This window comes from Paraburkholderia ginsengiterrae, assembly GCF_001645125.1.
Classification (GTDB): domain Bacteria; phylum Pseudomonadota; class Gammaproteobacteria; order Burkholderiales; family Burkholderiaceae; genus Paraburkholderia; species Paraburkholderia ginsengiterrae.
The window spans coordinates 396784-423326 of record NZ_LXKA01000110.1 but is presented as its reverse complement, the minus strand read 5'-3'; the positions used below and the strand labels follow the sequence as shown (position 1 = coordinate 423326).

The following is a 26543-nucleotide window of genomic DNA, read 5'->3' as shown; positions in this document are numbered from 1 at the left end:
GCTGAACAAATTGCCTTGAACGAAGGGCTCGTCGACGACGAGCCCTTTTTGCTTTCCCACTCCCGCTCAACACCGCCACGTTGGCCATCCGGCCAGGTGGCGCGAATCCGCGCGCCACGATGAAATCACGAGTTCCCCCACTGCGGTTCTCCGCCGTTTCGGGCGGCGTGTGAACGCCAACTCGAACGATCAATGCGGAGCATTACCCACTAGCGAGGTTGTGTAATCGTGTGTATTATTCGAGGAGTGAAATATGAACAGTGCCGAGGTCGTCAAACTCATTCAGGCGGCGGGTTGGCGGCTGGTCCGCATATCGGGCAGCCATCACCATTACCGGCATTCCGACAGAGCCGGTCTCGTGACCATCCCTCATCCAAAGAAGGATTTGCCGCCGGGCACATTGAACAGCATCTTGAAACAGGCGGGGCTGAAATGAAGAACCTGGTTTTCCCGATCGCGATCGAAGCGGGTGACGCGCAGCACGCATTTGGCGTGGTCGTGCCGGACATTCCCGGTTGCCATTCGGCTGGCGATACGCTGGAAGAAGCCTACGCGAACGCCAAGGAGGCCATCGAGGCCCATCTGGATACGCTGCTCGACGAAGGATTGCCGATCCCCGAACGTCTGCCGCTTGAGCAGCATCGGCGCAATCCGGATTACGCGGGTCTGACGTGGGGTATTGTTGCGACACGCAACATTCCGGCGCTGAAAAAGGCCGTGCGTATCAACATCTCATTGCCCGAGGTTCTGGTCAACGAGATCGACGCGTATGCCAAGGCGCGTGGCATGTCGCGGTCAGCGTTTCTTGCGCTGGCCGCGGAACACGAGATGGCGGACACGTGATGCAAGCTAACGCTCAAGACCACCGCAGCCGCGCTCGCTTCTTCGAGCGCTGAAACACCAAACCCGCCCTTCAGGTCACCTCAGGTTGCCTCGGCGTTCGCCCAGGCCATCTCGCGCAAGCGCGTGCGCAAACGGGCCACGGCCTGACTGTGCAACTGGCACACGCGCGACTCGCTCACTTCCATCACCGCGCCGATCTCGCGCAGATTCATGCCGCGTTCGTAGTACAGCGACATCAGGAGCTTCTCGCGCTCCGGCAGGCGATCGATCGCGTCGACCAGCGCCGAGCGCAGGCTGTCGTCGAGCAGCGCCGAGAGCGGATCGGAATGATCCACGCAGTAGCGGTCGAGAAACGGTTCGTCGTCCGCGGAACGGTCGAAGTCTTCGTAATAGATGAGCTGGCTGCCGTGCAGGTCCTGAAGCATCGACTGGTACTCGTCGAGCGGCATTTGCAGGTGCTCGGCAATCTCCGTTTCGCTCGCCGAGCGGCCCAGATTCTGTTCGACCTTGTGCACCGCCGTTTCCACCTCGCGCGAGGTGCGCCGCAAGCTGCGCGGCAGCCAGTCGTTGCTACGCAACTCGTCGAGCATCGCGCCGCGAATCCGCTGGCTGGCATAGGTCTCGAACTGCGCGCCCTGGTCTTCCTTGTAGCGGCCCGCCGCGTCCATCAGCCCGATCATGCCGGCCTGGATGAGATCGTCCAGATCGACGCTCGCCGGCATCTTGGCAACGAGTTGCAAGCCGAGACGCCGCACAAGCGGTGCGTACTTCGTCAGAACGTCGGCTTGGGAAATCTTTCCCTGAGCGTTATACATCGTGCTCCCCTTGTCCTTGTGCCGCCTCTCAGGCGTGCTGCGCAGACGGTTGGTCGGCGTGTTGCGCCGCTGTAACTGTCGCAGGCGCCATCCATGGCGCTTGCGACGACATCGCTGGCCGCATCGGCCAGTACTGCAATTCGGCGGCGAGATGCCGGAAATCGCGCGCAGCCGGTGTCGACGGGAATGCATCGACGACACAGCGCGACAACTCCAGGGCTCGCACCATCCGCGTATCGGCGGCAATACAACCGGCGTCTTCCAGCGCCACCGTCAGGTAGCGTCCGGCCACGCCGGCCAGGTTGGCGAACGCCGTATGCGCATCGCTCACGCTCTGCACGTGGTTCACCAGCACGCGGAACTGCGCGATGGCGTGCGCGTAGTGCAGACGCTTCATGCACGCATAGGCATCCGTAATCGCCTGGGCTGCCATGCGCGTGACGATCATCACGTCGTGCGCCTGCATCGCGAGCGGCGACAGGTGGCCTTGCGAATCGAGTTGCGCGTCGATCAGCACCACATCGGCGGAACCGCGCAACACCACGCCGAACTCTTCGGCCGTGTGGCCCTCGCGACTCATACGCGAAGCGGCCAGCACCGAAAAGCCAAGCGCGTGCCGCGCAGCGGCGTCGTCGAGCGTCATCTCGCCGCGCATCACCGCGGCGAAATTGCCCGCGCCGCGCACGCCGCCGAGCATCGCGCTCACTGACTGCGCGCCGAGGCATTCATCAATGACGAGCACATCCTTGCCTTGCTGCGCGAGCGCGGCGGCGAGGTTCACCACCGTCGCCGTGCGGCCGGCGCCCGCTGAGCCGCCTGTCACCGCAATCACGCGCGAGCCGCTGCGAGCCAGCAGCCGCCGCAGTCCTTCTGCCTGATCGGAGATGACTTTATCCAAAGCGAACCTCGTGCAATTCGGCCGTCGAACGGGCGGACAACGCGGACAGCAAGCCCGGAATGTCGTCTTCGTGCGGCACAAATGGCGAGTTGTCGCGCGGAATGCAGAACGCGCTCTTGATCAGGAATTTTTTGGTGGCCACATACAGGTTCTCCGGCACCTTCTGGCCGGTCGACACGTAGTGCACCGGCAGCTTGTAGCGGATCACCGTATCGAGCACGCCGCCCAGGTTGGTGGCTTCGTCGAGCTTGGTCAGAATGCAGCCGGCGAGCGGCTGTTGATCCGGCGCGCGCTGATAGGCCTGCACGACCTCGTTGAGCGTGTCGCCGTGGCTGGTCGCATTGAGCAGCAGCAGGCGCTGCACCGGCTGACCGGCGCGGCACAGCATCGCGATCTGGTCGGAGACGAGACGGTCGCGCTGGCTCATGCCGATCGTGTCGATCAGCACGATGTGTTTGTTGCGCAGCTCGGACAGCGCGAGCTGCAGATCGGCACCGTCCTTCACGGCGTGAACCGACACGCCGAGAATCTTGCCGAAGATGCGCAGCTGCTCGTGGCCGCCGATCCGGTAGCTGTCGGTGGTGAGCAGCGCGACCTTGCTGGCGCCGAAGCGCATCACGCAGCGCGCGGCGAGCTTGGCGGTGGTGGTGGTCTTGCCCACGCCGGTCGGGCCCATCAGCGCGAACACGCCGCCGCGCTCCATCAGCGCGTCTTCGTCTTCCATCACCGGCAGGTTCGAATCGAGCACCGAGCGGACCCACGCCATGCCGCCGTCCATGCTTTCGACGTCGTCCGGCAGGTTGTCGACCATCATCTGCACGAGCTGCGCGGAGAAGCCGGCGGCGAACAGATGCTTGGTAAGCGCGGCGCGCGCCGGGTTGCGGCGCTGACGCTCGCCCCACAGCAGACCGGCGAAATGTTCTTCCATCATCCCGCGCATCGACGACAGCTCGTTCATGACGGTGTCGTTGACGACCTGCTCCATGCGCACCTTGATCGCCTCGGCCACCGAGGCGGGCGTGCGGGCGTCGTCACCCGAGGGCAGCGGCGCAGCGTTCTTTTGCGCGGCGCGGCGCGCGGAGGCTTGCGCGCCTTCGCGGGCCCACTCGGGGGTGTCGGCGGCTCGCGGCGCGGCGGCCTTGCCTGGTTCGACGGCGGAGCCGAGGCCCCTGGCCGTCGCGGCGGCCGGCGCCATGGCGGCGGGCCGCGCGCTATAGGCGCCGTCCTCCTGCTGTTCGGCGGCGATGCGGCGAGCGTGGTCGATCAACCAGGGATTCGATTCGGCCATCGTGCGCGGCGTCTGCGTGTTTGCGCCCGGCACGGCAGGCACCGGCGGCACGCCGGCGGCTTTGAGCAGATCGGCGCGGATGTCTTCGGTGAGGCGCGAGGCGGCGGCACGCGCGCTCGGTTGTTCCGGGCTCGCCGCTTGCGAAGGCGACGCGGCAGCCGGCTTGACCGGCGCGGCCAGCGGTGCTCTCGCCGTGCCCGGCAGCGCCGCTTTCGACGCGCTCGCGGCGGGCTTCATCGCAGTAGCCGGCGCTTCGTTCGCGTCGTCGCTGCCCACGCTGCCGCCGAAATTCTCAGCACCGGCTTCCGGGCTTGCGCCGAACACCGACGAGAACACATCGGGCATCCCGCTCGCATACGGATTGGCCTGCATCGGCGCCGCGCCCGGCAGCGCGCGCGGCGCGCTCAGCGCCGGTTGTCCAGCCGTGACATTCATCGCACCAGCCTGCTGCGCGCCAGTGCGCGGCGCCTTCGGCGCGATGGCGGCGAGGTCGCTGTCGGCCAGTGCGACGATTTCGACGCTGCCGTCGTCCATCGTATGATTGGACAGTACGACCGCATCCGCGCCCAACGCTTCGCGCACAAGGCGCAGCGCGTCGCGACTGGTGGCACCGACAAATTTACGAATGTTCAAGCTGGACCCCCGATGAGGTAAACGGACTAACGGACCGGCAACATACCGCTTCCCATTGAGATCATTATTGCGAAACCCGTCGAGCGACGATCGATGGATAAAGACGGTTAAAGGCGGGCAATTCGGACGATGGAAACCCGCCGCGATGCCCGCGTGCAGCGGTTTTAAACGGGTCTTTCACGCTTGCGCGGCGGCGCTTTCGCGGGCAGGGCCTGACCTCCGGCGCCCGCTTTTCGCATGGAAAGTCAGGCGCCGGTCAGGCGCCGAAATGAAACCGGCGCTCGATGAGCGCCGGCAAAAAGGGGATTGGGAAGCGCGGCCGGCAAATGGCAACCGCCCGCGATGAGCGCCGCGGTTTAACCGTGCGCGCCGATCAGATTCACGACCTTGATGTTGCGCGTGTCGGGGACTTCCGCGTACGACAGCACCTTCAGCTGCGGCAGGCTGCGGCGCAGGAAGCGCGCGAGCATCGGCCGCAGCGCGTGCTGCACCAGCAGCACGGGCGCGTACCCGAGATTCTGCTGACGCGTCATCGCCTTCTGGGTTTCGGTGAGCAGCGTATGCGCGAGGCCCGGTTCGAGCCCTGGGTTGGAGCCGGTCGAGAGCGCCTGCGAGAGCACCCGCTCGAGGTTCGAGTCGAGCCCCATCACCTGCATGTCGCCAGTGCCGGGGAACCACTGCTGCGTGATCGCGCGGCCCAGCGAGAGCCGCACGGCCGCGGTGAGATCGTGCGCGTCGGTGATCTTCGGCGTGTGTTCGGAGAGCGCTTCGAGAATCGTGCGCAGGTCGCGGATCGGCACGCCCTCTTCCAGCAGGTTTTGCAGCACCTTTTGCAGCGTGGTGAGCGGCAGCGACTTCGGCACGAGATCGTCGACCAGCGACGGCGTATCTTTCTGCATCCGCTCGAGCAGCGCCTGCACTTCGCGGCGGCCCAGCAGTTCCGAGGCGTGCGTGACGACGAGGTGATTCAGGTGCGTTGCCACCACCGTGCTCGAATCAACCACCGTGTAGCCGTACACCTGCGCTTGTTCGCGCAGATTCGTGTCGATCCAGATCGCCGGCAGACCGAATGCGGGGTCCTGCGTCGGTGTGCCCGGCAGCGCCGCCGACACCTGGCCGGGATTGATCGCCAGCCACTGACCCGGGTACGCCTCGCCGACGCCCACTTCGACGCCCTTGAGCGCGATGCGGTAACCGTTCGGCCGCAATTCGAGGTTGTCGCGGATATGGATGACCGGCGGCAGGAAGCCGATTTCCTGCGCGAATTTCTTGCGGATGCTCTTGATCCGCTTGAGCAGTTCGCCGTCCGAGTTTTTATCGACGAGCGGAATCAGCCGGTAGCCGACTTCGAGGCCGAGCGTGTCGATCATCGTCACGTCGTCCCAGCTTGCCTCGGTATTTTCGGCCGGCGCCATCGCGGCCGGCGCGACATCGACGAGCGCCGTGGTGTTCTTGCGTTCTTCGGCGCGCTTTTTCATCGTGCGGCCGAGCTGGATCAGGCCGCCGCCGAGGACCAGAAACGCGAAGTGCGGCATGCCCGGAATCAGGCCCATCAGCACGAGAATGCAGCCCGTGATCATCAGCACGCGGGGATTCGTGAACAGCTGGCCGGTCAGTTGCGTGCCGATATCCTCGTTGGTGGCGACGCGCGAGACGATCACACCGGCGGCCGTCGAAATCACCAGCGACGGAATCTGCGCGACGAGGCCGTCACCGATCGTGAGCAACGTGTAGTTCTTGCCGGCGGACGCGAAGTCCATGCCGTGCTGGACCATCCCGACAATCAGCCCGCCGAGAATGTTGATCACCATGATCAGCAAACCGGCGATCGCGTCGCCGCGCACGAACTTGCTCGCGCCGTCCATCGAACCGTAAAACTCGGCTTCCTGGGAGACTTCCGCGCGGCGCTTGCGGGCCTGTTCTTCGTTGATGAGGCCGGCGTTCAGATCGGCGTCGATCGCCATCTGCTTGCCGGGCATCGCATCGAGCGTGAAGCGCGCGGACACTTCCGCGATCCGCCCCGCGCCCTTGGTGATCACCATGAAGTTGATCACCATCAGAATGATAAAGACGACGATACCGACCGCGAAGTTGCCGCCCACGAGGAAGTGGCCGAACGACTCGATCACCTGGCCGGCCGCGTCCGGGCCGGTGTGGCCTTCGAGCAGCACGACCCGCGTGGATGCCACGTTCAGCGAAAGACGCAGCAAGGTCGAGAACAGCAGCACGCTCGGGAACGCGGCGAAATCGAGCGGCTTCATGGTGTACATGCTGACGAGCAGCACCATCACCGAGAGCGCGATGTTGAAGGTGAACAGCAGGTCCAGCAGGAACGGCGGCAGCGGCAGGATCATCATGCCGAGGATCATGCAGATCAGCACCGGCCCGGCGAGGGCGCGCAAATTGGTGCTGCTTAAGGCATCCGGCCGTCGAGCGAGGAAACCGGCGCGAGCGTTCATGCGGAGGCTCCTGAAGCGTCGTCGTTATTTGGGTTGGCAGGGTTGAGCGTGTCGGCGGCTTCCTGATCGGCTTCGTCATCCGATACGCCGCCCTTGTCGAGTTCGGCGGGCACGTCGAGTTCGGTCGGTGCCATCGGCACGGTGCCGCCTTCGGCTTTGAAGCGCCGCAGTTGATACACCCATGCGAGCACTTCCGCGACCGCACCGTACAGCGGGCCCGGAATCTCGCGATTCAGCTCGACGTTGTGATACAGCGCCCGCGCGAGCGGCGGCGCTTCCAGCAACGGCACGTTGTTTTCGGCGGCGATTTCGCGAATCCGCGCGGCCACCAGGTTCACGCCCTTGGCGACCACCTTCGGCGCGCGCATCTCGCCGTCGGTGTATTGCAGCGCGACGGCGAAGTGCGTCGGGTTGGTCACCACCACGTCGGCCTTCGGCACGTTGGTCATCATGCGGCGGCGGGCCATCGCGCGCTGCTGCTGGCGAATCCGGCCTTTCACGTGCGGATCGCCTTCGCTTTCACGATGCTCGCGCTTCACTTCTTCCTTCGTCATGCGCAGCTTCTTGTGGAACTGCCACAGCTGGTACGGCACATCCAGCGCGGCGACCACGAACATGCCGGCCACCGTCATGCCGCAGCACACGGCGATCAGATGCACTGTATTGGCGAGCGCGAGATGCAGCGGCTGGGTGGCCAGCGCGAGAATCTCCTCACGGCGATTCCAGATCGCCGTTCCGCCGATGATCCCCACCACCAGCGTCTTCACCAGCGACAAGCCGAGCTGGATCGGCCCGTTGATCGAAAACATCTTGCCGAGCCCGGCGATCGGATTGAGCCGGTTGAACTTGGGTTCGAGGCCTTTGGCCGACAGTTGCCAGCCGCCCAGCGCCATCGGCGCGAGCAAGGCGGCCGCGCCGGTGAAGGCGAGGACCGGCAGCAGCGCGTAGAACCCTTCGCGGCTCGCCACACCGGCGCCGATCATCATGCGGCGGGTTTCGAATGCACTGGCGTGATCGAACGTGAAGGCCGCGCGCAGCATGCCCTGCAAATGTTCGCCTATGGTGCTGGACATGCCCCACACGCCGAAGAACCCCGCCGCCAGCAGCGCAAACGTGGACAGTTCCCGCGAGCGGACGATCTGCCCTTCCTCGCGCGCCTTCTGCAGGCGCCGGGGGGTGGCTGATTCGGTCTTTTCGAGGTCGCTATCCTCTGCCACAAACGCTCTCCAGTCGGCCGAGGCACGGCGCCTCTTTCCAGTGAGAGCGATTATTCCCGCTCGACGCAAGCGCTGATCGGCGGATAAGGGCGGAGAAAGGGGGGTATTTCGAGGGATGGACCAGCCGGGTTGGGCGCCCGGCTGGCCTTGTGCTTCAGTGTTGCGCGGAGATTAGAAGGCGACGAAAGGTGCCTGGCCGCCGGGGTTCGCGCCGTTCTGGGTCTGATCGATGCCGTAGTAGATGTGGCGGCCGTAGAAGAACGGCAGGCCGAGATCGAAGCTGCTGTTGCCGCCGATCTGACCGGCCAGGTCGTTGAACGCGAAGTTGCTGCCGCCGCCAAACAGCGTCTGCGCGGTCAGGATGCCGATGCTGGCGCTCGTGGTGGCCTTGTTCAGCCCGACCAGCGTCACCGAGCGGGTTTGCGCCGACGGCGGGCAATAGAAGCTCCCTAAATTGCCTCCGCACTGCGCGATTGAGTTATCGGCGAAGAAGTACGCGTTCGAGCCCGAATCGAGGAACGCCTGCACCGTTGTGCCGTTGAAAACGCTGTCGTTCATGTCGCCGAAGGCGTCGGTCGTATAGGTCTGCACGCCGGTCAGTGTATTGTTCGACTGCGTGTTGATACCGAACACCAGCGTGCCGGTGGCCGACGGCGCCCCCGTATCCGGCAATGGTGGCATCTGCACGATTACGCCGTTGTTGTCGCCTGTAAACTTCGAGACCGGATTGGTCACCTGCTGAGCGGTTGGCACCGCCGTCCGGGTGCAATTTACGGTACCCGGGCAGCCGAAGTAATTGCTGTACGTACCGGCCGTCGCCGGATCGGAACAAGTCGCACCGCAATCGGTAGGCGCCGTGCCGATGCCGAGAATGCCGTTGGCACCGAGCTGGCTGGCCGTGTTTTGCGCCGTGCCACTGCAGCCGGTTGCCGGCACCGTGCTCTGAGGCTTGTCGCCGATGACCTGGATCGGAATATTGGTGGCCGTTTCGCCGCCAATCCCGACGCTTGCGCTACGCACCGTACCCCACGTGTAGCCGTCGGCGAAGGTTGCGCATTCGGCAAGTTGCCCGCCGTTCAACTGGATCGGCTGCAACACCTGCGCCATCGTTGGGTTCAGCGCCGAGGCAACCACCCGCAATCCGAACGAACCGGTATCGACCTGAATATTGTTAATGGTCTGACAATTCGCGGTCGAACCGGGCTGGCAGATGGTGACGCTGACCGTCGGAATATTGACGACGCCGCTCAACCCCTGCCCGACCGTGATCACCGCCGTGTTCGCGGCGCCGGCCGCAATCGGCTGCTGGGTCGGGCTCGCCGGCAGCGAGCCGCCGTTCAGCGTGGTCGACGAATTGTTGCTGGAACTGGAGCCGCCCCCACCGCCGCAAGCGGCGAGCACCGACACCAGCATCACGGCCACGACCGCCCGCATCCAGTCCTTGAGCTTTACAGCGCTATGCATGGTTCGCATCGTTCTCGTCCTCGCCGTTACTGGATGTCGGAACCGCTGACGCCCGCGGGCAGCGCCGCGGGCAGCCAGGCCTGGCCGTTGAACGCGCCCATGTGGCCGCCGGAACGCACCACGAGGCTGCTCTGCTCGACCGCAACGGGACCATGGCCGCCGCCGCGCGCCGCGCGGACCGCATTCACGCCGGCCACGTATTGCGGGAAATAGGTGCCGAGCAGATCGCTCAGATCCGGCATTTGCGGACCGCGCCACGCAATGCCGAATACGGAACCGTCGGCGGCAAGGTACTCGCGAACCACGGTGCCGTTGCCGAGCTTGGTCTCACGCACGGTGTACGAGGCTGTAGCCGAAGTGGCGGAGGCGGCGTTGGAGGCGGAGCGCATCACGCCTTGCGCGGCGTTGGCGGCGCCGCTGCCCGGCTGGACGGTGCGGGACGAGACCGATGCGTCCCCGGAAGGCGTCATTGGGGCACCGCCCAGTGCCGCGTTGGCGGACTGCACCGCAAAAAACGAACAAGGCAAAGCAAGCGCCGTAATGATCCCGGCGCGACGAATACAACTCCACATGACGAGGTTCCTCCCGAGCTGCCACTCGGCCCGCACCTCGCGCGACCCGGCGGCATGTATGCAAATCATACGGCACGGCTGCGGCAGCACACTAAGGGCAATCCTCACTATGCCGCCGGCAGTCGGCAATTTTTGCCGGTACGCCGTGCCGCTGCTTGAGCCCGTAGTATGCCTGTGGTTTGTGTCCGGACACAGAAACCACGTGCGCGCGGCCTGTCACGCGTGCGGGTTCGATGCCGCGCGCGGGAGGCCGCGCGGCACGTCAGAAGCCGAGGCTCGCCAGCAGGTCGTCGACCTGCGACTGGTCCTGGACCACGTCCGCCTTCCCTTCCGGATTGATCTGCGGGCCGTTCAGCAGATGCTCGGGGCTGCCGGTCGACGAGACTTCCGCCGCCAGCGCCGCCGCGTTCGCGGCGAACTGTTCGCGCCGCTCGAGCGCGATGTTCTCCACCAGCACGCCGAGCAACTGCTGCTCGATCAGGTACACGACGTCGGTGATCTTCTTGATGACCTGGCCGGTCAGATCCTGGAAGTCCTGCGCCAGCATGATCTCCATGAGCTGCGAGTTGGTCGCGCCGGTCGCCTCGGGCACGCCGCGCAAGAAGGTCCGCGTGTCGTTCATCAGCGCGCGCACTTCCTCGCGTTCGATCGGCGCCGCATACCATTGCTCCCAGCGCGCGTCGAGCTCACCCGCGTCTTTCTGCAACTGCTCCTGGATCGGCTTGGCGATGTCGATCGCGGACAGGACGCGCTCGGCGGCCTGCTCGGTCATGTTCGCGATGTATTTCAGACGATCGCGTGCATCGGGCACGGCTTCCGCCGCGCGCTCGACATGCTTGTCGATCCCGAGCTCGCGCATCGAGTCGCGCAGCGTGCGCGTGAGTTGTCCAATGCGGGCGAGAATGCGGTCAGACGCAAAGTCGCCGCTCTCGTTGACCGCTTCGGCGCCAGGCGCATTGGTCGGCAGATTCACATCAGCTCCCGGTCTTGGCCATCTTCTCGAGAATCTTGTTGAGTTTCTCGTCGAGCGTCGCGGCCGTGAACGGCTTGACGACGTAACCGCTCGCGCCGGCCTGCGCCGCCGCGATGATGTTTTCCTTCTTCGACTCGGCCGTCACCATCAGCACCGGCAGGTGCGCAATGCTGGCATCCGCGCGGATGGCCTGAAGCATGGCCAGACCGTCGAGGTTCGGCATGTTCCAGTCGGAAATCACGAAGTCGTAGCTGCCGCCGCGCAAACGCGCGAGACCGGCCTGACCGTCTTCCGCCTCGTCCACGTTCGAGTAGCCGAGTTCTTTCAGGAGGTTGCGAACGATCCGGCGCATCGTCGGAAAGTCGTCAACTACCAGGATTTTCATTCCCTTATCCATTTCATTCCCTTTGCTTGATTCATGGTGCGGCGTTGAGTTGCCTCAAACCCGCGCCTCAATTTACCGGGCGCATCAAACCCGCTGAACGCGATCGCCCATCGCCGACAAACGCGCCATCACACGCCGGCTCATTTCCGGCAGTGATGCGATCTCGTCGGCCGCGCCGAGCGCAATCGCTTCGCGCGGCATGCCGAACACGATACAGCTCGCCTCGTCCTGCGCAAGGGTGTACGCCCCTGCTTTTTTCATGTCCAGCAGACCCGCTGCGCCGTCACGCCCCATCCCGGTCAGAATCACGCCGACCGCGTTCTTGCCGGCATGCTGCGCGGCCGAACGGAACAGCACGTCCACCGAAGGACGATGACGGTTCACCGGCGGCTCGTCCGACAAGTGCGCAATATAGTTCGCGCCGCTGCGTGCGAGCAACAGGTGCGCGTGGCCAGGCGCGATATACGCATGGCCCGGCAGCACGCGTTCGCCGTGCTCTGCCTCTTTAACGGTAATCCGGCACAAACCATTGAGGCGTTGTGCAAAAGATTTCGTAAAACCCGGCGGCATATGCTGCGCGATCAGCACCGCGGGTGCATCCGGCGGCAGCGGCAGCAGCACTTCGCGGATCGCTTCGGTGCCGCCGGTCGACGCGCCGACGATAATCAGCTTCTCGGTACTGAGCAGCGGATTGTTGAACAGCGGCGCGGCGCCGACCGGCGCGTGCGCCGGCTGCGCGGCCGCATGCTGCACCGGCGCGGCCTGGCGCACGCGCGCGCGAGCCGCCGCGCGGATCTTGTCGGCGAGCTTTTCCGCGTAGTCGAGCATGCCGTCGCGAATGCCGACCTTCGGCTTGGTGACGAAGTCGGCCGCGCCGAGTTCCAGCGCGCGCAGCGTGATTTCATTGCCGCGTTCGGTCAGCGACGACACCATCACGACCGGCATCGGCCGCAGACGCATCAGCTTCTCGAGAAAGTCGAGTCCGTCCATGCGCGGCATTTCGACGTCGAGCGTCAGCACGTCCGGATTGTGCTGCTTGATGAGTTCGCGCGCGACCAGCGGGTCGGGTGCGGTCGCCACCACGGTCATATCCGGCTGACCGTTGATGATTTCCGTCATCAAACTGCGAATCAGCGCGGAATCGTCGACGCACAGTACTTTGATCTTTTGCACAGCGCTCACGCCTCCTCTGTAGTTCTGGCGTTGTTTGAGTTAATCGGGCGCGGGGCCGAGCCGAACAGCTCGACCTTCGGGCGGGCGGCGGGGGCCGAAAACAGCTCGACCTTGGGCCGCGCGGCAGGTGTCGAAAACAGTTCGACCCGCTTGCGCGCCTGCGCCAGCCGCTCCGCACGTTCCTCGGCGCTCCTGCGCACAAGCGCCTGCTCGCGCTCGGCCACGCCGGCTTCCTGCTGCAGGCGCAGTTTTTTCACCATCACCTGGCCGGTGCGCGGCATGAAGGCCACCTTGCGCGGGTGCGAGCCCTGCAAGTCTTCGGCGACGATGCGGATCTTTTCGAGCGCCAGATAGCGGCGCACGAACTCGGAATTGCGGTCGCCGATGTTCATCGTCGTCATGCCGGCGAGCACCGCGCCGCCGCCGAACACCTTGGCTTCGAAGCGCTCGCGCCGGCCGCCGGCCTTGATCAGTTCGTTGATCAGCACTTCCATCGCATAGGCGCCGTAGCGCATCGAATCCGATGCGGCCTGGCCGACGTCGGCGCCATCGTCGGGCAGCATGAAGTGATTCATGCCGCCGATACCCGCCGTGCGATCCTGGATGCAGGCCGCGACACAGGAGCCGAGCACGGTGACGAGCACCATGTCTTCGCTCGTGGTGTAAAACTCGTTCGGCAACAGCTTCACGCCGGGGCGTTGAAAGTGGTTGTCGAAATATAGATTGGTGGCGATCGGCAGGGTGCTGCTCATACGGTCACCCCACCGGTCGTGTGGTGCGCCGCCGATGCCGGCGCGCGCGACGGCGTACGAACGCCGGTCGCGTCGCGCGTCAGTTCATAGACGGTCTGGCCGCGCAGCTTGAACGCCTGCGTCACATACGTGAAGTTTTCCGAGTGGCCGGCAAACAGCAGGCCGCCCGATTTCATCAGCGGCTCGAAGCGCGCGAGGACTTGCGCCTGCGTCGGCTTGTCGAAATAGATCATTACGTTGCGGCAGAAAATCGCGTCGAACTGCGAGCGCAACTGGTAGTCGCGGTCGGTGAGGTTCAACTGCTCGAAGCGCACCATGGCGCGCACTTCCGGGCGCACCTTGACCATCCCTGCATGCGCGCCAGTGCCTTTCAGGAAGAAGCGCTTGAGCCGTTCGGGCGAGAGGTGCTTCACCTGGTCGAACTGGTACATGCCCGCTTCGGCCTTGGCCAGCACCTGGGTGTCGATATCGGTGGCGAGCACCGAGGCCTGGCGCGCGCCGCTCTCGCCGAGCGCCTCGATCAGCGTCATCGCGATCGAATACGGCTCTTCACCGGTCGAGGCCGCCGAGCACCATACCGACACCGGCTGCGCACGGCGCGGCACGAAGTCGGCGAGGATCGGAAAGTGATGCGCTTCGCGGAAAAACGCCGTCAGGTTGGTGGTCAGCGCATTGGTGAACGCTTCCCACTCGGCCGGATCGTTTTCCGCTTCGAGCAGATCCAGATACTGTTTGAACGTGTCGAGGCCGCGCGCGCGCAGACGCCGCGCGAGGCGGCTGTAGGCCATATCGCGCTTGTGATCCGACAGCGAGATGCCCGCGCTGCGATGAATCAGCTCGCGAATGCGAGCGAAGTCCGCCGACGTGAACTCGAAATCCCGTGCCTGTTCGCCGACTCTGACCAGCTCCCCCTGATCGGGAAGTGCCCGTTCAGGGGATGTCCGTGCGGAGCGTTGTGGTGCGCGCGTTGCCATTATGAAAGTTCCTGCCTGCGATACGAGCCATCCCGCTTTCCACCGGGCGTTCCTGCCTGAGGGAAAGCGAGTGTGTTCGCGGGGTCGCGCCCGCCCGCGAGTTCTGCCAACACGCAATCGGCCCGTGGCACGCTGCTTGAACGTGCTTCGATGATTCGCCCCTCATGGAGCGAGATGTCGAATGACCGCATGTCTTTGTGCTGCTTCCTAGAATGTTTCCCAGTCCGCGTCGGAGCCCGCCGTAGCCGCGCCTGCTGCGGCCGGACGTGCTGCGGATTCGGCCGTCGCGCGCACGGTCTTCGGCTTGAGAGCCGGTTCGACGCGTGCATCGTGGGTGGCCGAAGCCGGCGCGGTCTTCGTGACTGCTGCATGGGTGGCCGTCGCACTCGCCGCCGGATGCGCTGCGCCGTTGCCGTGCGTTGCCGCCGCCGCCGCCGTTGCCGTCGTTGCTTTAGCAGCCGGCTTGCTCGTACCACTGCTCACGCGGGTCGTTGCCGTACGCGCACGCGCGACCGCCGCGCTGCTGCGCGCCGGACCGCCGGCCACTTTCCAGCCGCTCACCACGGCCTGCAACTGCTTCGTCTGGTCTTCGAGCGACGCCGCCGCGGCCGCTGCCTGTTCCACCAGCGCGGCGTTCTGCTGCGTGACTTCGTCCATCTGCACGACCGCGCGATTGACCTGCTCGATGCCGCCGGACTGCTCTTCGGACGCCGCGCTGATTTCGCCCATGATGTCGGTTACGCGGCGCACGGCCTGCACGATCTCGTCCATCGTCGTGCCCGCGCGGCCGACCAGCGCCGAGCCGCTTTGCACCTTGTCGACCGAGTCGCCGATCAGCTCCTTGATTTCCTTCGCGGCGCTCGCGCTGCGCTGCGCGAGGCTGCGCACTTCGCCTGCCACCACCGCGAAACCGCGGCCCTGTTCGCCGGCCCGGGCGGCTTCGACCGCCGCGTTCAGCGCCAGAATATTGGTCTGGAAAGCAATCCCTTCGATCACGCCGATGATGTCGACGACCTTGTTCGAGCTGGTCGCGATGTCCTGCATGGTCGTGACGACCTGGCTCACCACGTCGCCGCCGCGCGTGGCGATATCGGAGGCGTTGACGGCCAGCTGGCTCGCCTGACGCGCGTTCTCGGCGTTCTGCCGCACGGTGCCGGTCAACTGCTCCATGCTCGATGCGGTTTCCTGCAGCGAGGCGGCCTGCTGTTCGGTGCGCTGCGACAGATCGGTGTTGCCCATGGCGATTTCGCGCGCGCCGGTGTCGATCGATTCGGTGCTGCTGTGAACGGCCTTCACCATCGTCGCCATGCTTTCCTGCATGCGCTTGATGCCGGCAAAGAGACGCCCGATTTCGTTGCGACTGAACACTTCAATCGTCTCTGACAGGTCGCCCGAAGCGATCCGTTCGAAACACGCGGTCGCGTCGTTGAGCGGCTGGACGATCAGGCCGCGCAGCGCGAAGCGAATGCCCACCACCAGCAGCAGCGCGAACACGGTGAAGCCGATGATCAGCATGGTCATCAGCGAGATGTTCGATTGCGCGCTCGCCTGCTGATCCATGGCGTGTTGCTGCAAACCCTTGATGACGACCGACGCGGCATTGTCGTAGGACACGAACCACGGGCTGATCTTGGTGTCCGCGATCGCGTGATAGCCGGCCAGATCGTTCGCGCGCAGCGCGGCGAACTCCGGCTCCATGCCGTCACGCATCAGCGCCGTGCGGCGCGCCGCCAGTTCGTCGAGCTGCGCCTGATCCACGCCGTTCTTGGGTGCATCGAGGTAAGCCTGCCAGTTCTGATTGCCCTTGCCGTACAGCTCCTGCGCACGGTCGAGGACCTTCTTCGCCTGCTCCGTGTCGCCCGACGCGCTCAACGCGTTGAAGCGGTCCAGCGACACGCGCGAGCGCAGCAGGTACGACGAGGCATCGTCGAGTGCATGAATGGCGACCAGATCGCCGCGCGCAATGCGGTCGAGCGACTGGCTCGCGCCATTCAGCGCGGTTAGCCCAAGTACGCCGACGACTACGGTCAGCGCTGCCAGAATGACTCCCACCATCGTCAGCGATGTGCGAATCGACCACCTACTCAGCATCTCGATGCTCCCTGTCCCAATCGTTCGTGAAGGCGGCGGCCGTTAGACGCCGAGCGTTTCGATCAACGCCATTTCGCGGCTGGTCATCAGCTTCTCGATGTCCATGAGGATCAGCATGCGGCCGTCGACCGTGCCCAGACCCGTGAGGTACTCGGTCGTCAGCGTGGCGCCGAATTCGGGTGCCGGCATGATCTGATCGGTGGCGAGCGTCAGCACGTCCGAGACGCCGTCCACCACCATCCCGACCACGCGGTGCGCGACGTTCAGGATGATCACGACGGTCTGATGGTCGTACTCGACACGGCCCAGATGAAACTTGATGCGCATGTCCACGATCGGCACGATGATGCCGCGCAGGTTGATCACGCCCTTGATGAACTCGGGCGCATTGGCGATACGCGTCACGTTGTCGTAGCCGCGGATTTCCTGCACCTTCAGAATGTCGATGCCGTACTCTTCCGCGCCGAGCGTGAAGACCAGGAACTCCTGACCGCCGGCGTCAGCCTGCTGCGAGGCGCGGCGGCCATTCGTACCGTTCGCGTTGGCGACGCTCGAATTGATGGATTGGACTTCTGCCACGTTAGCCCCCAAATGGTTGGGATGAAATAAGTTGAGTAAGAGTGCCGCCGGATTTGACTGACTTCATGCGAGGCTCATTGCGCCATGCGCGTGGCGCGTTTCGCGGTTCAGCGCCGCCACGTCCACGATCAGCGCGACGCTGCCGTCGCCGAGAATGGTCGCCGCGGAAATGCCGTGAACCTTGCGGTAGTTCGTTTCCAGATTCTTCACCACCACCTGCTGCTGGCCGACCAGTTCGTCGATCAGCATGGCGAAGCGGCGCCCCTCGGTCTGCATGATGGTGACGATGCCCTGCGTCGGCTCCTGCTTCGCTTCGTCGACGTTGAACACTTCGTGCAACGCCACGAGCGGCAGATACTCGCCGCGCACCCGCACCACACGCTCGCCGTTGGCGACCGTGTAGATGTCGTCGGCTTGCGGCTGCAGCGACTCCATCACGAAGTTCAGCGGCAGAATGAAGATCTCGTTGCCGACCTTGACCGACATGCCGTCCAGAATCGCCAGCGTGAGCGGCAGGACGATGCGCGTGGTGCTGCCCTTGCCGGCGTGCGAGGTGATTTCCACGTGACCACCCATCGACTGGATGTTGCGCTTCACCACGTCCATGCCGACACCACGGCCCGACACGTCCGTGACCTGCTCGGCCGTCGAGAAGCCCGGCAGGAAGATCAGGTTCCAGACTTCTTCGTCGGACATCGTGTCGCTGACCTGCATGCCCTGCTTGGCCGCCTTCGCGAGAATCTTGTCGCGGCGCAGGCCGGCGCCGTCGTCGCTCACTTCGATGACGATGTTGCCGCCGTGGTGTGCCGCGGACAGCACCAGCTGGCCGGTCGAATCCTTGCCCGCCGCGCGCCGCGCTTCCACGGTTTCGATACCGTGGTCGAGACTGTTGCGCACGAGGTGCGTCAACGGATCGATGATCCGCTCGATCAGGCTCTTGTCGAGTTCGGTCGCCTGACCGAAGGTGACGAGCTCCACTTCCTTGCCGAGTTTCGCCGCCAGATCGCGCACCAGACGCGGGAAGCGGCTGAACACGTAATCCATCGGCATCATGCGAATCGACATCACCGCTTCCTGCAGGTCGCGCGCGTTGCGCTCGAGCTGCGCCATGCCGTTGAAGAGCCGGTCGTGCAGCGCCGGATCGAACGTGCTGGTGGTCTCCGCGAGCATGGCTTGCGTGATGACCAGTTCGCCGACCAGATTGATCAGTTGATCGACCTTTTCGACGCCGACGCGAATCGAGCTGCCTTCCGCGCCGCCGGCTGCCGCTGCCGGACGCGCGGCCTGGCGGTCCGAATCTGTCTGTGTGGCCGGTGCGGCTGCGCTGGACGTACTGGATGCGCTCGCCTGACTGGCCGCCGGCGCGCTGCTCGCCGCCGCGGCCGGAGCCGCGGGCTGAGTTGCAGCAGGTTGTTGAGCCGCAGCCGGTGCGTCGAACAGGCCGTGCGTGGCCGTGGAAGCGGGTGCAGCGGTGTCGGCCGCCCGTGCCGACGATGCTGCCAGTGCCCCCTGTCCCGCCTGACTGGCCGGTACTGCTTGCGCCGGGGACGAGGCGGCAGCGGCAGGCGTTCCAGGTTCGCCTTGCTGCGTCTCGACCGCCGGTGCGGTGCCGCGGCCGACCGAGATCTGACTTTCGTCGATCACGAAACAGCACACGGCGATGATGTCGTCGGCGGTTACATCGGTCGCGAGCCACAGCGTCAGATCGCCGCCGCTCTTGACCTGCCCGACGATGTTGCCCAGGTTGCCGAGCTCTTCGGCCAGCAGTTCCTGGTCCTTCTCACCAACGCCCCGTAGCGTAATTTTCAGATGGGGACCGGCGCCGTCGTCCTGACCGCCGTCCGCCCCCGCGGCTTGCCCGGTCTGTGCCGGCTCGCCGTCAATCCATTCGCCCGCCGCCTGCACCGCCTGTTCGACGACGTGCTCCGGCGGGGTGCCTCCCTGTGCAGCATGTACTGCCTGCGTTGCCTGTGTTTCAACCGCTGCCGCGCTCGCGGCCGGCGCGCCGCCCTCGCTGCTCTCGGCGTGCAGCCGTTCGAGCTTCGCGCAGATCGCGCGAGCGACCGCCGCATCCGGCTCCGCGCTCGCGCGGTAGTCGGCGAGCTGGCCGGACAACACGTCCTTGGTTTCGAGGAACGTGTCGATCATGTCCTTGCGCAGCACGAGTTCGTTATTGCGCGCGCGGTCCAGCAGCGATTCGAGAATGTGTGTCGTTTCCGTCAGCGCGGTAAAGCCGAAGGTCGCCGCACCGCCCTTGATGGAATGCGCCGCGCGGAAAATCGCCGCGAGATCTTCGGGGTCCGGGTGTGCGATGTCGAGATTGAGCAGCAACTGCTCCATCTGCGCGAGCAGTTCGTCCGCTTCGTCGAAGAACGTCTGATAGAACTGAGTGATGTCGAGTGTCATGCCTGGGTCACCGCGAGAGTTCCTGTCTAGGCTTGGGCTGCCTTGCCGCCGCGTCGAGAGCTTCTATAACTTGTGGTCTATGGGTGGTGCTTACGCGTCATCGGGTTCGGCCAATGCCGCCACCAGTTCGGTCAGCATGTCGGGGTCGAGCGGCTTTTCGATCCAGCCGGTCGCGCCCGCGGCCCGTGCCGCTTCCTTGAACGGCTCGCCCGATTCCGTCGTGAGGACGAGGATGGGCGTGCTCTGGTAGGCCGGGTTGCCGCGCAGCGCGGCGATCAGATCGAGGCCCGTCTTGCCTGGCATGTGCTGGTCGGTGAGCACGAGGTCGAACGACATGGCGAGCGCGTTTTCGAGCCCTTCGTTGCCGTCCGCCGCGAGCGTCACCTCATAGCCGGCCGTCGTCAGCGTCGCGGCGAGAATCTGCCGCATCGATGCCGAATCGTCGATTGCCAGGATGTGCCTGATCATGAAAACCTCACTGCACTTACGCGATGGATCGCCGCGCGGTCCGCGCCGGCGGGGCGCGTGAACCAGCACGGCGATCGCTGTTTGTTACTGGGCCGCCGGCACTGCCGCCGGCAACTTCGGTGCAACCGTCACCGGTTGCGCAATCTTTTGCAGCAATGGCTTGGAGCCGGCCGCGTCGTCCGACAAGGTCGTCGTGGTGGAGTCGTCGTGATTCAGCGCGTCCTCCGACTTCTTGTTCAGCACGATGATGCTGATACGGCGGTTCTCCGGATCCAGCGGATCCGCCTTGTTCAGGTTCTGCGTCGAGGCGAGGCCGAGCACACGCATCACCTTCGATTCGTCCATGCCGCCGCTGATCAGCTCGCGGCGCGACGCATTGGCGCGGTCCGCGGACAGCTCCCAGTTGCTGTAGCCCTTCTCCCCGCCCGCGTACTGCACGGCGTCGGTGTGGCCCTGCACGATGATGCGGTTCGGCACGTCGTTCAGCGTATGACCGATTTCGCGCAGGATGTCGCGCATGTACGGTTCGACCTGGTCTTTCGCGGTCGCGAACATGGGCCGCTTCTGCGAGTCGACGATTTCAATGCGCAAGCCGGTCAGCGTCGAATCGATGCGGATCTGCTGCTTGAACTGGCGCAGCACCGGATTCGCTTCGATGGCCGCCATCAGCTTGACCTGCAGATCGTGCAGGCGGACCTGCTCGCGCCGCTCCAGCTCGCCTTGCAACTGCTTCACCGCGTCTTCGTTGTTGCGCGAGGCGGTGCGTTCGGCACGGCTGTTCGAGCCGTCGGTGGAGCGCGTGATGCCCTGCGCGTCGGTCGAGATGTCGCGGCCGCCGCCCTTCAGAATGCTCGAGTCCTCGGCGCTGCGGTCGCCGCCCCACAGCGTGATCTTCAACGGCTGGTTGAAGTAGTCGGCAATGCCCTTCAGCTGCACGGTGGAGGCCGAGCTCAGCAGCCACATCAGCAGGAAGAACGCCATCATCGCGGTCATGAAGTCCGCGTAAGCAAGCTTCCACGCGCCGCCGTGATGCCCGGACTTCTTGGGCGCGGAGCGCTTGACGACAATGGCGCGATCTTTGTCCTTACTCATCGGTTCGGTTCCCGGCGCCCTTTACTTGGCCTTGACGCGGCGCACGTGCTCTTCCAGCTCGGCGAACGACGGGCGTTCGGTCGAGAAGAGCACCTTGCGGCCGAACTCGACGGCAATCGCCGGCGCGTAACCGTTCAGGCTCGCCAGAATCGTCACCTTGATGCACTGGAACATCTTGGTCGATTCGGTCACGCGCTGTTCGGCGACGCTCGCGAGCGGTCCGATCAGCCCGTACGAAAGCAGAATGCCGAGGAAGGTGCCGACCAGCGCCTGGGCGATCATCTCGCCGAGCACCGCGGGCGGCTTGTCGGCGGAGGCCATGGTGTGCACCACGCCCATCACCGCGGCGACGATACCGAACGCCGGCATCGCGTCGCCCACCTTGTTCAGGGCATGGGCAGGCCCCTCGCCTTCCTGGTGATGCGTTTCGATTTCCTCGTCCATCAGGCTTTCGATCTCGAACGCATTCATGTTGCCGCCCACCATGAGCCGCAGGTAGTCGGTCAGGAATTCGATGATGTGATGGTCGGCGAGAATCTTCGGGTACTGGGTGAAGATCGGACTTTTCGACGGATCGTCGATGTCGGCTTCCAGCGTCAGCGTGCCTTCCTTGCGCGCCTTGGCCAGCAGGACGTAGAGGAGCGCCATCAGCTCCATATAGACGTCCTTGTTGTATTTGGCCCCTTTGAAGAGGGTTGGAATGACGCGCAGCGTTGCCTTGATCGTCTTCATTCCGTTGCCGAGGATGAACGCGCCGACGCCCGCGCCGGCGATCATCAGCACTTCAACCGGCTGCAACAGCGCGCCAAGATGGCCGCCTTCCAGCGCATAACCGCCGAAAACGGACAAAATCGTCACGAGTGTTCCCACGAAAATCAACACTGCCGAGCCCTCACAAAGAAGCGACGGTGACCGTCGTTAATCTGGTTTACGGCAACGAAAAGGAAAACTTTGGCGGAAATGCGGCGCGCAGCGGCGGTGTAAACCAGATACGGGAGTGGCGAATCCGGTATGGGCCGGCGACCGGGCGGGCGCGCCGGAGGCCCGCCGGACGGGCAACACAGACTCGCGAGGAGCCCGCCGCGCGCCGGCTGCGGCCGGCCGGATCAGGCTTCGAGGGCGGCGAGGCTCTCGCGGGCGCGGGCGTCGGCGACTTTCTTTGTCTTACCGGCGCGCGAAGGCGGCTGGCACAGCCCGCACACGAACGCATGCTGCGGATCGTGCGCATGCGCGACAAAATGACCTCCGCAGCGGCGGCAGGCGGTCATTTGCAGCATTCCGGAGTCGAAGAAACGCACTAGCGTCCACGCACGCGTCAGACTGAGCACGGGCTCGTCCTCGTGCAACTGGACATGTTCCAGATAGAGCCGGTAGCTCTTCACGATCGACTGGATCGTCAGGCAGCGGCCGTGGCCGGCCATGAAACGGTAGATGTTATAGAACAGCGAGGAGTGAAAATTCGGCTGCCAGGTCATGAACCAGTCGGTCGAAAACGGCAGCATGCCCTTGGGGGGCGACACCCCTTTCAGTTCCTTGTATAGCTTGATGAGCCGGTCGCGCGACAGACTGGTTTCCGCTTCCAGCAATTGCAAACGCGCGCCAAGTTCGATCAGTTCTATGGCCAGGGTGATTTCCCTGACTTCGAGCACAACACTCTTACTGGCCATCCGTTTGCGTTTCCCCTGTCCCGATCGCCCGTTTGTCGATACGGCGCACCATCAGCCGACGTGCTCGACTGGCTGGCTTGCCATCAGGATCGCGGAGTGCGCCTGAGCCACGGCGCTCGATTTGCCTTTGTCCGCGAGGGCGGACAGCACGGCATGGTCGTCAAAACGGAAGCGGCACAGCACCTGGTTGGACGCCGCCAGCTTGACGGTCTGCGCCAACGACAGATTGGCGAGCACGTCGGCCAACTGGTCCGAAATCCCCATGCGAAACATGCCCATCGGCTTGTCTTCGCGCAGCAGCCGCTGGGCTAGCAGGAGATAAGACAGGTTAACTTCTCTTATCTCATTGAGCATCTCGCTTGTCGCGCTCATGATTCCCCCGGGGTGTATCTGGCTGGTCAGGCCGTTTGCAAAACGTTTGCTCGAACGCGCGCACTGACACCGCACGAATCGGCTCGTTTCTGGTCTTGCCAGCATTGTGTCGAAAGGGGGAGCGGACGAAAATCGGACAGACACCCAGCTTTGCTGACGGATTAATCCGTCAATCGTGTAGGTATTTTTCCTACACGAGCGGGTTGGAGCGGGTTGATTGAAACTTGGGGAAGGCGCGCAGACCGAACTTTCCGCGCGCTGAACACGCTGCCGGCGGGGTTGTGAGCCCGCAGTGAACCAAACGGTGAGTTTGTTTGAGTCGTGGCCCGCACCTTACCAGCGGTGAGAAAGAATTATAAGACGTTTTCACTTCTACGCAACACGCCTCGTGTATGGCCGCCTCCACCGGGCTGGCCCGCGCCTTGCTACATACCGCACGGTGTTTGAATCACAGGCCGATCGCCTTGCCCGTTTGGTGGGCCTGCCCTTCAAACAGCCTGTAACACGCGATGTTTCCCGCTGTAACAACATTAAGCGTTTGAAAAATAACTCGAATTAGGACGTTCGATCTCGATAATGACGATAAGGGATAACCCGATGCAGGTTCGGAGTCCTCCGGGCGGCGGCTTACCGCGCCCAACCGTCCGACAGGCATTCGCTCCTCGCTCTCACCGAGCGCCGTTGTGCGAAGCCGCTCACATAGGAGAAAACGCATGCGTATCGCACAAATTGCGCCGTTGTACGAAGCTGTCCCGCCGAAACTCTACGGTGGCACCGAACGCGTCGTGTCGTATCTGACCGAAGCGCTGGTCGACCTCGGCCACGACGTCACGCTGTTTGCGAGCGGCGACTCGGTCACCTCGGCGAACCTCGAGGCCTGCTGGCCTCGTTCGCTGCGCCTCGATCCGACGATGCGCGATGCGATGGCGCCGCACGTCCTGATGATGGAAAAAGTGCGCAAGGTCGCGCATGAGTTCGACGTGCTGCACTTCCACCTCGACTATCTGCCGTTTCCACTCTTCTCGACGATGGACACCCCGTTCGTGACGACGCTGCACGGGCGCCTCGACTTGCCGGAACTGCAACCCGTGTTCGACGCGTTCTCCAAAGCACCGGTCGTGTCGATTTCCGACTCGCAGCGCCAGCCGTTGCCGCAGGCGAACTGGCTCAACACGATTTACCACGGATTGCCGGAACAGCTTCTCACGCCGCAGACGCACAAGAAGCCGGAATACCTGGCATTCCTTGGCCGCATCTGTCCGGAAAAGCGCGTCGATACAGCTATCAAGATCGCTGCACAAAGCGGTCTGCCGCTGAAGATCGCCGCCAAGGTGGACAAGGTCGACCAGGACTACTTCAAGCGTGAAATCGAGCCGCTGCTGTCGCAGGCGCACGTGGAATTTGTCGGCGAGATCAACGAGGCGCAGAAGCCCGAATTCCTCTCCGGCGCCAAGGCGTTGCTGTTCCCGATCGACTGGTCGGAGCCGTTTGGCCTCGTGATGATCGAGTCGATGGCATGCGGCACGCCGGTGATCGCGTTCAACCGCGGCTCGGTGCCGGAAGTGATCGATCACGGTGTGACAGGCTATATCGTCGAGGATGTGCAAGGCGCGGTGGCCGCGCTGCAGCGCCTGGATGAATTGTCGCGCAGCGAAATCCGCGCACAGTTCGAACGCCGCTTCAGCTCGAAAACGATGGCGCAGAACTACGTGGACGGCTATTCGGCACTCGTCGAAGCAACGCGCCGCCCGGTATTGCGCCGAGTCGCGGTGGGCTAAGTATTGGAGTAAGGGAGCTTGGGCGGTTGAAGCATTTTCTCGCTCAACCGTTTGAGTTCGCGACTGCACCGCATACGCCGCTTTCTCAATTCTCAGGTGAATAGCCGGTAAATTTGTCGTGTGAATCGTTTGCGCGAGAGCTAACACCGGGTTATCCCGCTTCTCGCCCAAAAAAGCCGCCTCTCAAAGGCGGCTTTTTTAATACCAGCATGGATGCGCTTCCATAGCGGATTACACTCAGCGCATAAAGCCAAGGCGGCGCTCAACCTTCAATTGCCTTTCGCCAGGCAGGCGATCGACTCAAGCCGCGCCAATCAGAAAGCGTTCTCGATTTTTGCCAACAATCCATTTGGGCGGTTTGCCGCGCCCGCTCCATGTATTGCCCGACTTCGGATCCTGATATTTCGCCGGCAGCGGCGCCTTCTTGGGCGGGCGGCCGCGCTTGGCGGCGACTGCAAAGCCCAGGTCCTGAGCTGACAGACCGTATTCGGCGATCTTCTGGCGGATGTCGGCGATCACATTGTCAATTTCAGTTCGCCGCGCTTCTTCTGCTTGTGCCTGCAATTTGGCGATCTGCGCCTTGAGGTCTGCATATTGTGACATTTCGGTTCTCCCCTTTTTAGAACTCATTGGCTCGCAGACTAACTGCAATTATAAAAATTCGCAATGGACAACAATACCAATTTAGGAAGATTTCTTCTGATAATAATTAACGCCGATGAATTGTAAAACTGTGCCTTTATCTCGCAATAATAGGTAAAGCCAACACCACATTGACGATTCTTGACACCTGAATTGGCAGTCACTCCCTAGAATTGCACGCTCAAGGCATGCATCCGAACTTATGCCGTGCGTGCTACCGGAAGCGTCTATTTTTTCAGGATTACCAATCATGCAGTTGTCAAAGCGTCTTGCTGCCGAGTTGTTCGGCACCTTCTGGCTCGTGCTCGGGGGCTGCGGCAGCGCTGTTCTCGCCGCCAATTTCGCAGGCCCGGTCCACGGTCTCGGCATCGGGTTTGTGGGCGTGTCGCTCGCCTTCGGCCTGACCGTGCTGACAATGGCCTACGCCATCGGCCACATTTCCGGCTGCCACCTGAACCCGGCGGTCAGCGTCGGCCTGACCGTCGCCGGCCGCTTTGCGGCGCGCGACCTGCTGCCGTACATCGTCGCGCAAGTGATCGGCGCGGTGCTGGGCGCGCTGGTGCTGTCGCTCATCGCTTCGGGCAAGCCCGGCTTTGATCTGGTGGCAAGCGGTTTCGCCAGCAATGGCTATGGCGAGCGCTCGCCGGGCCATTACTCGCTCGCCGCCGCGTTCATCTGCGAAGTGGTAATGACCGGCTTCTTCCTGTTCGTCATTCTCGGCGCGACCGACAAGCGCGCGCCGGCCGGCTTTGCGCCGATCGCCATCGGCTTGTGCCTGACGCTGATCCACCTGATTTCGATTCCGGTCACCAACACGTCAGTCAATCCGGCGCGCTCCACCGGGCCGGCGCTGTTCGTCGGCGGCGCGGCGGTGGATCAGTTGTGGCTGTTCTGGGTTGCGCCGATCCTCGGCGCCGTGATCGCGGGTGTGCTGTATCCGCTCATCGCCGAAAGCCGCAGCGGCAATTCGCAGAAACTGGCTCTCGACTAATCGGCTGGTTC

25 protein-coding genes are annotated in these 26543 nt (G+C 63.9%); 4 read left to right on the top strand and 21 right to left on the bottom strand.

Features of this window, described 5'->3' with window-relative positions:
- Positions 1–253 precede the first annotated feature (253 nt).
- Together A6V37_RS09980 and A6V37_RS09975 are read left to right on the top strand one after the other, a co-directional pair.
- Positions 254–436, top strand: coding sequence for a type II toxin-antitoxin system HicA family toxin (locus A6V37_RS09980; protein ID WP_064267084.1), 183 nt, complete (start codon positions 254–256; stop codon positions 434–436).
- Positions 433–843, top strand: coding sequence for a type II toxin-antitoxin system HicB family antitoxin (locus A6V37_RS09975; RefSeq protein ID WP_064267083.1), 411 nt, complete (start codon positions 433–435; stop codon positions 841–843). Before A6V37_RS09980 ends, A6V37_RS09975 begins: the two co-directional genes overlap by 4 nt.
- Before the next feature lie 80 nt (positions 844–923).
- Here A6V37_RS09975 and A6V37_RS09970 read toward each other — a convergent pair whose 3' ends face one another.
- From A6V37_RS09970 to flhD, 20 genes are all read right to left on the bottom strand, one after another.
- Positions 924–1658, bottom strand: a complete 735-nt coding sequence (locus A6V37_RS09970; protein WP_064267082.1) for an RNA polymerase sigma factor FliA — start codon at positions 1656–1658, stop codon at positions 924–926.
- 28 nt (positions 1659–1686) lie between these two features.
- Complete coding sequence (locus A6V37_RS09965; RefSeq protein WP_064267081.1) at positions 1687–2556, bottom strand: nucleotide-binding protein; 870 nt, start codon at positions 2554–2556, stop codon at positions 1687–1689.
- On the bottom strand, positions 2549–4477 hold the full coding sequence (gene flhF, locus A6V37_RS09960) for a flagellar biosynthesis GTPase FlhF (protein WP_064285946.1): 1929 nt from the start codon (positions 4475–4477) through the stop codon (positions 2549–2551). The genes A6V37_RS09965 and flhF overlap by 8 nt, the downstream gene beginning before the upstream one ends.
- A gap of 356 nt (positions 4478–4833) precedes the next feature.
- The gene (flhA, locus tag A6V37_RS09955) at positions 4834–6936 is read right to left on the bottom strand and encodes a flagellar biosynthesis protein FlhA (protein ID WP_064267079.1); all 2103 of its coding nucleotides are present in this window, start codon (positions 6934–6936) and stop codon (positions 4834–4836) included.
- Positions 6933–8153 (bottom strand): flagellar biosynthesis protein FlhB, encoded by a 1221-nt coding sequence (gene flhB / locus A6V37_RS09950; protein WP_064267078.1) that lies wholly within the window; start codon positions 8151–8153, stop codon positions 6933–6935. Before flhB ends, flhA begins: the two co-directional genes overlap by 4 nt.
- A gap of 171 nt (positions 8154–8324) precedes the next feature.
- Positions 8325–9626, bottom strand: coding sequence for a DUF3443 domain-containing protein (locus tag A6V37_RS09945; protein ID WP_064267077.1), 1302 nt, complete (start codon positions 9624–9626; stop codon positions 8325–8327).
- A 17-nt stretch (positions 9627–9643) separates the two neighbouring features.
- Entirely contained in the window at positions 9644–10189 is a 546-nt protein-coding gene (locus A6V37_RS09940) for a DUF2844 domain-containing protein (RefSeq protein ID WP_064267076.1), read from the bottom strand.
- A 262-nt stretch (positions 10190–10451) separates the two neighbouring features.
- Positions 10452–11162 carry a protein phosphatase CheZ gene (gene cheZ, locus A6V37_RS09935; RefSeq protein ID WP_064267075.1) on the bottom strand — a complete coding sequence of 237 codons (711 nt, stop codon included), beginning with the start codon at positions 11160–11162 and terminating at the stop codon, positions 10452–10454.
- Position 11163: 1 nt separating this feature from the next.
- A complete protein-coding gene (gene cheY / locus A6V37_RS09930; protein WP_064267074.1) occupies positions 11164–11559 on the bottom strand; it encodes a chemotaxis response regulator CheY in 396 nt (131 codons plus the stop codon).
- 72 nt (positions 11560–11631) lie between these two features.
- A complete protein-coding gene (locus A6V37_RS09925) occupies positions 11632–12720 on the bottom strand; it encodes a protein-glutamate methylesterase/protein-glutamine glutaminase (protein ID WP_064285959.1) in 1089 nt (362 codons plus the stop codon).
- Positions 12721–12725: 5 nt separating this feature from the next.
- Positions 12726–13472, bottom strand: coding sequence for a chemoreceptor glutamine deamidase CheD (gene cheD, locus A6V37_RS09920; RefSeq protein WP_064267073.1), 747 nt, complete (start codon positions 13470–13472; stop codon positions 12726–12728).
- Complete coding sequence (locus A6V37_RS09915; protein ID WP_064267202.1) at positions 13469–14449, bottom strand: CheR family methyltransferase; 981 nt, start codon at positions 14447–14449, stop codon at positions 13469–13471. Before A6V37_RS09915 ends, cheD begins: the two co-directional genes overlap by 4 nt.
- A 204-nt stretch (positions 14450–14653) precedes the next feature.
- Positions 14654–16537: a methyl-accepting chemotaxis protein gene (locus A6V37_RS09910; protein WP_064267072.1), complete on the bottom strand. Its 1884-nt coding sequence runs from the start codon at positions 16535–16537 to the stop codon at positions 14654–14656.
- A 42-nt stretch (positions 16538–16579) separates the two neighbouring features.
- On the bottom strand, positions 16580–17116 hold the full coding sequence (locus A6V37_RS09905; protein WP_064267071.1) for a chemotaxis protein CheW: 537 nt from the start codon (positions 17114–17116) through the stop codon (positions 16580–16582).
- Positions 17117–17179: 63 nt separating this feature from the next.
- Positions 17180–19522: a chemotaxis protein CheA gene (gene cheA / locus A6V37_RS09900; protein ID WP_064285945.1), complete on the bottom strand. Its 2343-nt coding sequence runs from the start codon at positions 19520–19522 to the stop codon at positions 17180–17182.
- Positions 19523–19612: 90 nt separating this feature from the next.
- Complete coding sequence (locus tag A6V37_RS09895; RefSeq protein ID WP_064267069.1) at positions 19613–19990, bottom strand: response regulator; 378 nt, start codon at positions 19988–19990, stop codon at positions 19613–19615.
- Positions 19991–20074: 84 nt separating this feature from the next.
- The gene (motB, locus tag A6V37_RS09890) at positions 20075–21082 is read right to left on the bottom strand and encodes a flagellar motor protein MotB (protein ID WP_064267068.1); all 1008 of its coding nucleotides are present in this window, start codon (positions 21080–21082) and stop codon (positions 20075–20077) included.
- A 21-nt stretch (positions 21083–21103) separates the two neighbouring features.
- Entirely contained in the window at positions 21104–21964 is an 861-nt protein-coding gene (motA, locus tag A6V37_RS09885; RefSeq protein WP_064267067.1) for a flagellar motor stator protein MotA, read from the bottom strand.
- A gap of 224 nt (positions 21965–22188) precedes the next feature.
- The gene (flhC, locus tag A6V37_RS09880) at positions 22189–22749 is read right to left on the bottom strand and encodes a flagellar transcriptional regulator FlhC (RefSeq protein WP_064267066.1); all 561 of its coding nucleotides are present in this window, start codon (positions 22747–22749) and stop codon (positions 22189–22191) included.
- Between the two features lie 51 nt (positions 22750–22800).
- On the bottom strand, positions 22801–23121 hold the full coding sequence (flhD, locus tag A6V37_RS09875) for a flagellar transcriptional regulator FlhD (protein ID WP_064267200.1): 321 nt from the start codon (positions 23119–23121) through the stop codon (positions 22801–22803).
- A gap of 713 nt (positions 23122–23834) precedes the next feature.
- Here flhD and A6V37_RS09870 point away from each other — a divergent pair.
- Positions 23835–24899, top strand: a complete 1065-nt coding sequence (locus tag A6V37_RS09870) for a glycosyltransferase family 4 protein (protein WP_064267065.1) — start codon at positions 23835–23837, stop codon at positions 24897–24899.
- A gap of 300 nt (positions 24900–25199) precedes the next feature.
- Here A6V37_RS09870 and A6V37_RS09865 read toward each other — a convergent pair whose 3' ends face one another.
- A complete protein-coding gene (locus A6V37_RS09865; RefSeq protein ID WP_064267064.1) occupies positions 25200–25502 on the bottom strand; it encodes an H-NS histone family protein in 303 nt (100 codons plus the stop codon).
- A 289-nt stretch (positions 25503–25791) separates the two neighbouring features.
- Between A6V37_RS09865 and aqpZ the strand changes: the two genes are divergently transcribed.
- Positions 25792–26532, top strand: coding sequence for an aquaporin Z (gene aqpZ / locus A6V37_RS09860; RefSeq protein ID WP_064267063.1), 741 nt, complete (start codon positions 25792–25794; stop codon positions 26530–26532).
- Positions 26533–26543 lie beyond the last annotated feature (11 nt).

What these genes read in the sequence shown, in the direction of transcription:
- A6V37_RS09980 (WP_064267084.1), top strand. Translation starts at nt 254, where the DNA reads ATGAACAGTGCCGAGGTCGTCAAACTCATTCAGGCGGCGGGTTGGCGG.
- A6V37_RS09975 (WP_064267083.1), top strand. Translation starts at nt 433, where the DNA reads ATGAAGAACCTGGTTTTCCCGATCGCGATCGAAGCGGGTGACGCGCAG.
- A6V37_RS09970 (WP_064267082.1), bottom strand. Translation starts at nt 1,658, where the DNA reads ATGTATAACGCTCAGGGAAAGATTTCCCAAGCCGACGTTCTGACGAAG.
- flhA (WP_064267079.1), bottom strand. Translation starts at nt 6,936, where the DNA reads ATGAACGCTCGCGCCGGTTTCCTCGCTCGACGGCCGGATGCCTTAAGC.
- A6V37_RS09945 (WP_064267077.1), bottom strand. Translation starts at nt 9,626, where the DNA reads ATGCGAACCATGCATAGCGCTGTAAAGCTCAAGGACTGGATGCGGGCG.
- A6V37_RS09940 (WP_064267076.1), bottom strand. Translation starts at nt 10,189, where the DNA reads ATGTGGAGTTGTATTCGTCGCGCCGGGATCATTACGGCGCTTGCTTTG.
- cheY (WP_064267074.1), bottom strand. Translation starts at nt 11,559, where the DNA reads ATGGATAAGGGAATGAAAATCCTGGTAGTTGACGACTTTCCGACGATG.
- cheD (WP_064267073.1), bottom strand. Translation starts at nt 13,472, where the DNA reads ATGAGCAGCACCCTGCCGATCGCCACCAATCTATATTTCGACAACCAC.
- A6V37_RS09910 (WP_064267072.1), bottom strand. Translation starts at nt 16,537, where the DNA reads ATGCTGAGTAGGTGGTCGATTCGCACATCGCTGACGATGGTGGGAGTC.
- cheA (WP_064285945.1), bottom strand. Translation starts at nt 19,522, where the DNA reads ATGACACTCGACATCACTCAGTTCTATCAGACGTTCTTCGACGAAGCG.
- A6V37_RS09895 (WP_064267069.1), bottom strand. Translation starts at nt 19,990, where the DNA reads ATGATCAGGCACATCCTGGCAATCGACGATTCGGCATCGATGCGGCAG.
- motB (WP_064267068.1), bottom strand. Translation starts at nt 21,082, where the DNA reads ATGAGTAAGGACAAAGATCGCGCCATTGTCGTCAAGCGCTCCGCGCCC.
- flhC (WP_064267066.1), bottom strand. Translation starts at nt 22,749, where the DNA reads ATGGCCAGTAAGAGTGTTGTGCTCGAAGTCAGGGAAATCACCCTGGCC.
- flhD (WP_064267200.1), bottom strand. Translation starts at nt 23,121, where the DNA reads ATGAGCGCGACAAGCGAGATGCTCAATGAGATAAGAGAAGTTAACCTG.
- A6V37_RS09870 (WP_064267065.1), top strand. Translation starts at nt 23,835, where the DNA reads ATGCGTATCGCACAAATTGCGCCGTTGTACGAAGCTGTCCCGCCGAAA.
- A6V37_RS09865 (WP_064267064.1), bottom strand. Translation starts at nt 25,502, where the DNA reads ATGTCACAATATGCAGACCTCAAGGCGCAGATCGCCAAATTGCAGGCA.
- aqpZ (WP_064267063.1), top strand. Translation starts at nt 25,792, where the DNA reads ATGCAGTTGTCAAAGCGTCTTGCTGCCGAGTTGTTCGGCACCTTCTGG.